9 protein-coding genes are annotated in these 8,584 nt (G+C 71.5%); 7 read left to right on the forward strand and 2 right to left on the reverse strand.

Annotated features, from left to right (window positions below):
* Nucleotides 1-52 precede the first annotated feature (52 nt).
* Together C882_RS11750 and C882_RS11755 are read left to right on the forward strand one after the other, a co-directional pair.
* A complete protein-coding gene (locus C882_RS11750) occupies nucleotides 53-331 on the forward strand; it encodes a cupin domain-containing protein (protein ID WP_009540829.1) in 279 nt (92 codons plus the stop codon).
* A 56-nt stretch (nucleotides 332-387) separates the two neighbouring features.
* On the forward strand, nucleotides 388-1,515 hold the full coding sequence (locus tag C882_RS11755) for a THUMP domain-containing class I SAM-dependent RNA methyltransferase (protein ID WP_009540830.1): 1,128 nt from the start codon (nucleotides 388-390) through the stop codon (nucleotides 1,513-1,515).
* A gap of 21 nt (nucleotides 1,516-1,536) precedes the next feature.
* Here the strand turns inward: C882_RS11755 and C882_RS11760 are convergent, their stop codons facing one another.
* Nucleotides 1,537-2,535 (reverse strand): helix-turn-helix domain-containing protein, encoded by a 999-nt coding sequence (locus tag C882_RS11760; protein WP_043645119.1) that lies wholly within the window; start codon nucleotides 2,533-2,535, stop codon nucleotides 1,537-1,539.
* A 166-nt stretch (nucleotides 2,536-2,701) separates the two neighbouring features.
* Between C882_RS11760 and C882_RS11765 the strand changes: the two genes are divergently transcribed.
* The 5 genes from C882_RS11765 (at nucleotide 2,702) to C882_RS11785 (ending at nucleotide 8,049) form a co-directional block, all read left to right on the forward strand.
* Nucleotides 2,702-4,690 (forward strand): TonB-dependent receptor domain-containing protein, encoded by a 1,989-nt coding sequence (locus C882_RS11765; protein WP_009540832.1) that lies wholly within the window; start codon nucleotides 2,702-2,704, stop codon nucleotides 4,688-4,690.
* Between the two features lie 71 nt (nucleotides 4,691-4,761).
* Entirely contained in the window at nucleotides 4,762-5,892 is a 1,131-nt protein-coding gene (locus C882_RS11770; RefSeq protein ID WP_009540833.1) for an ABC transporter substrate-binding protein, read from the forward strand.
* Nucleotides 5,889-6,947 carry a FecCD family ABC transporter permease gene (locus C882_RS11775; RefSeq protein WP_009540834.1) on the forward strand — a complete coding sequence of 353 codons (1,059 nt, stop codon included), beginning with the start codon at nucleotides 5,889-5,891 and terminating at the stop codon, nucleotides 6,945-6,947. Before C882_RS11770 ends, C882_RS11775 begins: the two co-directional genes overlap by 4 nt.
* The gene (locus C882_RS11780) at nucleotides 6,944-7,750 is read left to right on the forward strand and encodes an ABC transporter ATP-binding protein (RefSeq protein WP_009540835.1); all 807 of its coding nucleotides are present in this window, start codon (nucleotides 6,944-6,946) and stop codon (nucleotides 7,748-7,750) included. Before C882_RS11775 ends, C882_RS11780 begins: the two co-directional genes overlap by 4 nt.
* Entirely contained in the window at nucleotides 7,747-8,049 is a 303-nt protein-coding gene (locus tag C882_RS11785; RefSeq protein WP_009540836.1) for a DUF2218 domain-containing protein, read from the forward strand. The genes C882_RS11780 and C882_RS11785 overlap by 4 nt, the downstream gene beginning before the upstream one ends.
* A 65-nt stretch (nucleotides 8,050-8,114) precedes the next feature.
* Here the strand turns inward: C882_RS11785 and C882_RS11790 are convergent.
* A partial coding sequence (locus tag C882_RS11790) for an energy transducer TonB (protein ID WP_152415307.1) occupies nucleotides 8,115-8,584 on the reverse strand: 470 nt, incomplete at its 5' end.

The following is an 8,584-nucleotide window of genomic DNA, read 5'->3' on the forward strand; positions in this document are numbered from 1 at the left end:
GGGCGAATGGTCTATCATCGGCCAAAACGAAAACCGTCAGGGAGACGCCGCCATGTCCGTCCAGGCCTACCACCAGAGCCTCGAAACCAAGGGCTACGACGCGCCCGTGGAAAAGACCTGGACGCCGCACCGGCTGAACGACACCCACACCCACGACGTGGACCTCTACCTCTACATCCTCGACGGCGAGATGACCGTTTCCGGTCCCGGCTATTCCACCGTCTGCCGCCCCGGCGACACCATCGAGGTGCCGGGCAGCCAGGACCATGTGGAACAGGTGGGCGACCAGGGCGTGCGCTTCCTGGTCGCGACACGCCCCGCCGGCGCCTGAGACCCTTCGCGGCGAAAGCTGTCGACGGCCGGGCGGCTTCGCGCTATGCAGGCGCCATGACCTCCGACAGCGATCTCGACATCTTCCTGGTGACCCTGCCGGGCCTGGAAGACACCCTGCGCGCCGAAGCCGTGGAACAGGGGTTCCGCGCGCCCCGGGTCGTCCCCGGCGGCGTCACTGTGCGCGGCGGCTGGGCGGCCGTGTGGCGCGCCAACCTGGTCCTGCGCGGCGCCAGCCGCGTGCTGGCCCGCGTGGGGTCCTTCCGCGCCTTCCATCTGGCGCAACTGGACAAGCGCGCCCGCCGCTTTCCCTGGGCGGACGTGCTGCGACCCGACGTTCCGGTGCGGGTGGAGGCCGCCTGCAAAGGCTCGCGCATCTACCATGCCGGCGCCGCCGCACAGCGCATCACGCACGCGATGCAGGCGGAACTGGGCGTCCCCGTCTCGGCCGAGGCGGCGGTGGTCGTGAAGGCGCGCATCGAAAACGACGTCTGCACCATCAGCATCGACACCTCCGGCGAGCCCCTGCACCGCCGCGGCCACAAGGAAGCCGTCAGCAAGGCGCCCCTGCGCGAAACCATGGCCGCGATGTTCCTGCGTCAGTGCGGCTTTGGCAGCACCATGCCGGTGGTGGACCCCATGTGCGGCTCGGGCACCTTCATCCTGGAGGCCGCGGAGATCGCCGCCGGGCTGGTGCCGGGCCGGTCCCGCGCCTTCGCCTTCGAGCAGTTGGCGACGTTCGATCCCGCCGCCTGGGCCGACATGCGCGCCACGGCCGGGGCGCCGAAAGCGCCGCCCGCGGAACCCCGTTTCTTCGGCAGCGACCGCGACGCCGGGGCCGTGCGCATGAGCCGCGAGAATGCCGGGCGCGCGGGCGTGTCCGCCTGGACCGACTTCCGCGAACGGGCCGTCAGCGACGTCGCGCCGCCGGAGACAACCGGGCCGGGGCTGGTGATGGTCAATCCGCCCTATGGCGCCCGCATCGGCGACCGCAAGACGCTGACGCCCCTGTACCGGGCGCTGGGGCGCACGCTGCGGGAGCGCTTCGCCGGCTGGCGGGTCGGCCTTCTGACCAGCGACGAGACCCTGGCGCGCGCCACCGATCTCCCGCTCGAGCCGGCCGGGCCGCCGGTGCCGCACGGCGGCATCCGGGTGACCCTCTACCGCAGCCCGCCGCTGGCCTGACCCGCGGCGCCCTTTCCGCTCCTACCTGCGGCAGCGGCTGGGCGGCATGCCGTAGGCGCGCTTGAAGGCCGTCGCGAAGTTGGCCGGCGACGTGTAGCCGGCCCGGAAGGCGGCCTCCGTCACCGATCCCTCGCCCCGCTCCAGGAACCGGCGGGCCTGGTCGAGGCGCAGGCGCCGCAGGTAGTCCCACACGGGCAGTCCCAGCCGCTCGCGGAACAGGCGCTGCAACGTGCTGACGCTGACGCAGGCGGCGGCGGCGACCTCGGCCAGGGTCATCTCGTCCTCCAGATGCGCCGCCATGTACTGCTGTGCCGCCCGCAGCCGCGCCTCCGCGCGGGGCGGAGCCTTTGGCGTTGGCGCCTCTCCGCCCGTCGCCGCCAGGCCGAACACGCGGGCCAGCAGTTCGAAAGCGCGCGCCTCCTGCATCAGGCCGCAGCACGGAGCGCCTCCGGGCAGATCGGCCAGCATCACGCCGGCCAGCCGCGCCAGGTCGGGCGACACCGGCACGGCGAGCAAGGCGCCGTGGGTCCGCTCCAGGCGCTGGGCGAGCCCGGCGGCGCCGGCGTCGAGGCCCGCCTCGCCCAGCCAGCCGGGCGGGATCGTGATACCCACCTTGCGCAGATGCTCGCCGCGAATCCCGCGCCGTTCGAAGACGTCGGGCTCCGTCATGGAATAGATGACCGCCGTCGGCATGGGCTGCCCCGCCACGTCGGGGCGGGCTCCCACCTCATGCGCGCGGTCGCCAAGGGAAATCGCCGCCCGGCCGGTCAGGAACAGGGTCACCGTGATGCCGGGCCGCCCCACCGCGCGTGTGGTCAGGTCATGCAGGTCGACGGCGTCCGACATGTGCAGGCCCAGGCCGCTGCGCAGGCCGCGGCGGGTGAACAGGCCGCGCAGGGCCGGGTCCGACGGCCGCAGGTCCGGGGCCACCAGATGGACGTCGGGCTGCCGCGCGAGGGCGGCGATGTCCTGCCACGACACCGCGCCGTCCGCTGCATTTTGATCGGCGTGCAAACGCATTTGACCGCTCCGCAAAAGCCGCGATGCCCGCAAAGCCCTATACAGGATACCGGCTTCAAGGCACTCTGCGCTTCCGAATTGAGAGTGACTTGCATTATTAACACGAGAGCGGTACGCGGTCGAGCCGACACTGCGGGAGCGGTTCGCGCGGCGAGGGATGAGAAAGATGATGATCGACACGAGACGCACGGCCCGGCGGCGGCTTGCCGCCCTGCTCACCACCACCGCCCTGGCGTCCGGCGGCCTGTCTGCCGCGGCGTCGGCGCAGGAGACGGCGGCGGCGGACGTGACCCTGAACCCGGTCACCGTCGAGGACGCCGTGCCGGCGCCGGCGCAGCCGATCCGCCTGGGGCCTGAGGACATCGAGCGGGAGCAGCCGCAGACGCTGCGCGACCTGTTCTCGGATCAGCCGGCGGTCGCGGTATCGGGCGGCAGCATCGCAGCGCAAAAGCTTTACGTCCACGGCATCGGCCAGAGCAAGCTGAACGTCACCATTGACGGCGCGCGCCAGCACAACAACGTGTGGCACCACAACGGCAACCTGTTCCTCGACCCCAGCCTTCTCAAGGCGGTGGAGGTCAACCCGGGCGTCGCCCCGGCTGACGCCGGGTTCGGCGCGGTCGGCGGGTCGGTCGCTTTCGAGACGAAGGACGCCGCCGACCTGCTGATGCCCGGCGCCTCCGTCGGGGGCCGCGTCACGACCACCTACGACACCAACCCCGACGCAATCCGCGGCACGGTCGCGGGCTATGGCGCCGCCCAGGGCTTCGACGTGCTGGGCATCGTCACGCGCGAGCACGGCGACAACTACGAGAACGGAAACGGCACCGAGGAGACGGGCACCGGCACGAACCTGGTCAACGTGCTGGGCAAGGTCGGGTACGAGTCGCCGGACGGGCACGCCGTGAAGGTCACCGCCGAATACCTCAACGACGACACCATCCGCCGCCTGCGCCCGAACATGGGCTTCGTCACCGCCGACCTGAACCGCAACGACCTGACGCGCACAACGCTGACGGCCGAATACTCCACCACGGCCCCGACGGCGCTGTTCGACCCCGAGGTCAAGCTCTACTACAACGTCTATGAACTGAACCGCCCGAACGAAAGCGGCTACACGCGGCCGTCCGGCGACTTCAATTCCGAGGTCGAGACCATCGGTGGCACGGTGCAGAACACCTTCCAGGTGCCACTCGGCAGCCTGACGGTCGGCGCCGACTTCGCTCATGACGACATGACCGTGGAACGCTTCCACTTCCCCACCGACGTGTCGGAGGAGATCCTTCAGGCCGGCCTTTTCGCCCAGGCGCGGCTGGTGCCGGTGGACCGGCTGGCGGTCTCGGCGGGCCTGCGCGGCGACGTGCAGCGGTACGAAGCGGTGGACGGCCAGACCTTCGAGAACGCCGGCCTCAGCCCCAACCTCTCGGCCGAGTACCAGGCGACCGACTGGCTCGCGCTGTTCGGCGGCTACAGCTACGTCTGGGGCGGGCTCGAGCCGTCGGAGACGGCCCTGTTCCACGCCCGCGACTACACCTACGCGCAGGACCTGGAGCCGACCCGGGCCCACAACCTTCGGGCCGGCCTGCGGACGGAGCACCAGGGCTTCGCCTTCGAGGGCGCATACTTCCAGACCCTCATGCGCGACGTCATGGACTGGAACTATGGCACGACGACCCGCATCAACGGCGAGGACCTGGAAAGCCGGGGCTTCGACCTGATCGCCTCCTACACCGGCGCCGCCGGGGCGGTCAGCGCCAAGTACACCCACACCGACATCACCTACGGCGACCGTATCGCCCTGCCCAACGACTACAACATGGGCACGGCCATCGGCGACGTGCTGACGGTCAGCGGCCACTATGCCTTTGATCCGCTTGACCTGCAGGTGGGCGCCTCGGCCGAACACGCCTTCGCCTTCGAGCACGAGGACCTCCAGGCCAACGGCTTCGACGACCTGGACAGCTACACCGTCGTCGACCTGTTCGCCGAATGGAGCCCGGATGCCCTGTCGCCCCATGTGACCCTGCGGGCCGAGGCCAACAACGTCTTCGACGAAGCCTACGTCAGCCGGGCGTCGTTCGGCGAAACGGCGCGCGTGACGCCCGTCCTCGACCCCGGCCGGTCGTTCCTGCTGTCGTCGACCATCCGCTTCTGACATTCACCGATCGGCGGTCCGGCCGGCGTTCAGCCGCCCGGGCCGCCCCATTTCCATGCGAGGGCCAAGACATGACACGGACCCTGGGTCTCTTTCTGGCGGCGGCGGTCGTCCTGCTCGCGGCGCTCCCGGCCACGGCGTCGGCACAGAGCCGCACGGTCGTCGACGTGGCCGGGCGGACGGTCACCCTGCCGGAGCAGGTGGACCGCATCGTCCTTGGCGAGGGGCGCCTCGTCTCGGCCATTGCCATCCTCGACCGCGAGGCGCCGCTGCGCCGGGTGGTGGGAATGATGGGCGACTTCGCCGTGCTCGACCCGGACGGCTACGCGCTCTGGCGCGAGGCCTATCCCGAGATCGAGGGGATCGAGGCCGTCGGGCAGGTGTCGCCCGACAGCTTCAGCGTCGAGAAGACCATTGCCCTCGACCCCGACCTGGTGGTGTTCGGGCTCGCCGGCCACGGCCCCGGCACCGATCATACGACCGTGCTGGCGCAGCTGGAGGCGGCCGGCATTCCCGTCATCTTCACCGACTTCTTCCTCGACCCGCTGACGAACACGCCGCCCAGCATGGCGTTGCTGGGCGAGGCGCTCGGCCGGCACGACGAAGCCGCCGCCTTCCTGAAGGCGAACGAGGCCGCGCGGGAGCGCATCCTGACGGCGCTGGAGGGCGTGACGGAACGGCCGGACGTCTTTCTGGAGAACCGTGTGGGACTTGGGCTCGACTGCTGCGCCAGCGTCGGTCACGGCGTGCTGGCGACCATGATCGAGGCCGCCGGCGGCCGGAACATGGCCCAGCCGCTGATCCCAGGCCGCACGGGCATCGTCAGCATCGAGTACCTGCTGACCAACCAGCCCGACGTCTACATCGGCACCGCCATCGGCAGCCGCGCCGCCGACGGCCATGCCGCCGGACGCATCGTCCTCGGCCCCGGCGTTCCCGCCGACCTGGCACGCCAGAGCTTCGCCGACGCCCTGGACCGGACCGGCGTGCGCGACCTGGATGCCGTGCGGACCGGCCGCGCCCATGCCGTCTGGCACCACTTCTTCCACGGACCCTTCAACGTGGTCGCCCTGCACCTGCTCGCCAAGTGGATTCACCCCGAGGTCTTCGCCGACCTGGACCCGACGGAGACCCTGGAGGCCGTCATGCTGCGCTTCCAGCCGGTGGCCCTGCACGGAACCTACTGGACCGACGCGCCATGAGCGTGGCCGCGACCTCGGCGTTGGGACGCGCCTACGCCCGCCGCACCCGGGGACGGACGCTGACCCTGATCGGACTGGCGGCGGCCCTGGCGGGGTCGCTGCTGCTCGACCTTGCGACCGGCGCGTCGGACATGCCGCTCGGGACCGTGCTGGCCGGGCTGTGGGACCCGGCGGCGGCCGAGGTGGGCGTGCGCGTCATCCTGTGGGACGTGCGCCTGCCGCAGGCGCTGATGGCGGTTCTTGTCGGCGCCGCGCTCGGCCTGGCGGGCGCGGAAATGCAGACCGTGCTCGCCAATCCGCTGGCGAGCCCCTTCACGCTCGGCATCTCCAACGCCGCCACGCTGGGCGCGGCGATCGCCATCGTCGCCGGCTTCCATATTCCCGTCGTCGGCCCCGAGTGGACGGTGGCCGTGACCGCTTTCGCCTTCGCCATGGCGGCGACCGTGGTCGTGCAGGCACTTGCCCGCACGCAGGGCCTCGACGGCGGAGGCGAGAGCCTGATCCTGTTCGGCATTGCCATGGTCTTCGTGCTCAACGCCCTTTTGTGGCTGGTGCAGTTCCTGGCCTCGGCCGATGCCCTGCAGCAGATCGTGTTCTGGACCATGGGCAGCCTGGGCCGCTCCACCTGGAGTACGGTCGGCCTGCTGGCCGCCGTGGTGGCCCTGTGTTTTCCCTGGGCCATGCGGCACGTCTGGGCCATGACCGCCCTGCGCGCCGGCGAGGAGCATGCCCGGGCGCTGGGCATCGCCGTCGGGCGCATGCGGGTCCTTGTGCTTCTGCGGGTGAGCCTGCTGGCCGGGGTGGCGCTGTCGTTCGTCGGGACCATCAGCTTCATCGGTCTCGTCGGTCCGCACATCGCCCGGCTGGCGCTCGGCGAGGATCACCGATTCTATCTTCCCGGCGCGGCCCTGGGCGGTGCCCTGGTGCTGTCGCTGTCGTCGGTGGTGAGCAAGAGCCTGGTGCCGGGCCTGGTGCTGCCGGTGGGCATCGTCACGGCGCTGGTCGGCATCCCCGCCTTCGTGGCCCTGATCCTCCTCCAGAGGCGCCGGCCATGACGGAGGGGCTGCACATCGCGGACATCGTCGCCGGATACGGCCGCCGGCGCGTGATCGACGGCCTGACCCTGCCGCCGGTGCCGCCCGGCACCGTCGTCGGGCTCATCGGAGCCAACGGCTCGGGAAAGTCGACGCTGCTCAAGACACTGGCTGGACTGATCGGCGGGACCGGGCACACGCGGCTCGGCGACCACGACCTGCGCCGACTGTCGCCGGCCCTGCGAGCCCGCCTTGTCGGCTATCTGCCCCAGACGGTGATGCGCCCGAGTTCGCTGGCGGTCTACGAGGTCCTGCTGAGCGCCTTGCGGGCCACCTGGCCGGAACTGACCCGAGCCCGCGCCGACCAGCGCATCGAGGCCGTCCTTGCCGACATGGCCGTCACCGACCTGGCCATGCGGCCGCTCGGCGCCCTGTCGGGCGGGCAGCGGCAGATGATCGGCCTGGCGCAGGTGCTGGTGCGGGCGCCGCGGCTGATGCTGCTCGACGAACCCACCAGCGCGCTGGACCTGCGCTGGCAGCTCTCCGTCCTGGAGCGTGTGCGCGGCGAGGCGCGCGATCGTCGGGCCATCGCCCTGGTCGCGATCCACGACATCAACCTTGCGTTGCGGTTCTGCGACCGCGTGGTCGTGCTCGGCGAGGGGCTGATCGCCGCCGGCCCACCCGCCGAAGCGCTGACGCCGGCCGTGCTCCGCCGGGCCTTCGGCGTGACCGCCCGCATCGAGACCTGTTCCCACGGCCGGCCCATCGTCGTGACCGACGGCGTGGCCGCCGGCGCCATCAGAGATCAAGAGGACATTCCATGACGCAGGAGACCTTCACCGCCGCGGCGCGCGCCGAAACCCCGGCGGCCGCCCGCTACCTCGGGCAGTTGAGCAAGCACTTCGCCCACAAGATCAGGGTGGATTACGCGGCCGATGCCACGCCGCCGGAAGGGCTGGCGCACTTCCCCTGGGGCACCTGCCGGATGCGGGCCGAGGGCGGTGCCCTGGCCGTGGAGGCGACGGCCGACACGTCGGACGGGCTGGAGCGCATCAAGCACGTCGTCGACGACCACCTGCGCCGCTTCGCGTGGCGGGAAAAGCTGGTACTGCACTGGGACTGAGGCGGCGCTCCGGGCGACCGGGGCAAGGGTCCGCCCCGGCCGCTTTTCTCCCCTCGCCCCTCGCCCTACCGCAACGCGAAGACGACCGGAACGGCGATCTCAAGCGTCTCGCCGGCCACTCCCGGCGGCATGGCCGGCAGGGGAGACGCGCGGCGGATCATCTTCTCCACCTCGTCATCCAGGGCGCTGTGGCCGGAGCCCCGCTCGATGCGGTGGCTGAGCACGGCACCCTGGCGATCGATGACGAAGCGCAGCACCACCGTCCCCTCCTGGCGGCGCAGACGGGCACGGCGGGGATATTCCTTGTGGCGCTCCAGCCAGGTCTGGATGAGGGCGATGTAGTCCCGGCGCTCTCCCGGTGTCCCGCCGCCTGTCCGGGCCTCCGCCGTGCCCTGCGCGGCCGTCGACCCGGCACCCGACACGCCGCCCTCGCCCACCGGCTGGCTGGCCGGCGCGGGAACGGGCGCCGGAGCCTCGGCCGGGGCCGGCGGCGCGGCGGGCGCCGGAGCCGGCTCGGGACGGGCCGGCGGCTGCG

Source organism: Caenispirillum salinarum AK4 (genome assembly GCF_000315795.1).
Classification (GTDB): Bacteria; Pseudomonadota; Alphaproteobacteria; order Rhodospirillales; family Rhodospirillaceae; genus Caenispirillum; species Caenispirillum salinarum.

Bases quoted from the DNA above. Each gene is read 5' to 3' on its own strand.
- C882_RS11775 (WP_009540834.1), top strand. From the start codon at position 5,889: ATGAGCGTGGCCGCGACCTCGGCGTTGGGACGCGCCTACGCCCGCCGC.
- C882_RS11780 (WP_009540835.1), top strand. From the start codon at position 6,944: ATGACGGAGGGGCTGCACATCGCGGACATCGTCGCCGGATACGGCCGC.
- C882_RS11770 (WP_009540833.1), top strand. From the start codon at position 4,762: ATGACACGGACCCTGGGTCTCTTTCTGGCGGCGGCGGTCGTCCTGCTC.
- C882_RS11755 (WP_009540830.1), top strand. From the start codon at position 388: ATGACCTCCGACAGCGATCTCGACATCTTCCTGGTGACCCTGCCGGGC.
- C882_RS11785 (WP_009540836.1), top strand. From the start codon at position 7,747: ATGACGCAGGAGACCTTCACCGCCGCGGCGCGCGCCGAAACCCCGGCG.
- C882_RS11750 (WP_009540829.1), top strand. From the start codon at position 53: ATGTCCGTCCAGGCCTACCACCAGAGCCTCGAAACCAAGGGCTACGAC.
- C882_RS11760 (WP_043645119.1), bottom strand. From the start codon at position 2,535: ATGCGTTTGCACGCCGATCAAAATGCAGCGGACGGCGCGGTGTCGTGG.
- C882_RS11765 (WP_009540832.1), top strand. From the start codon at position 2,702: ATGATGATCGACACGAGACGCACGGCCCGGCGGCGGCTTGCCGCCCTG.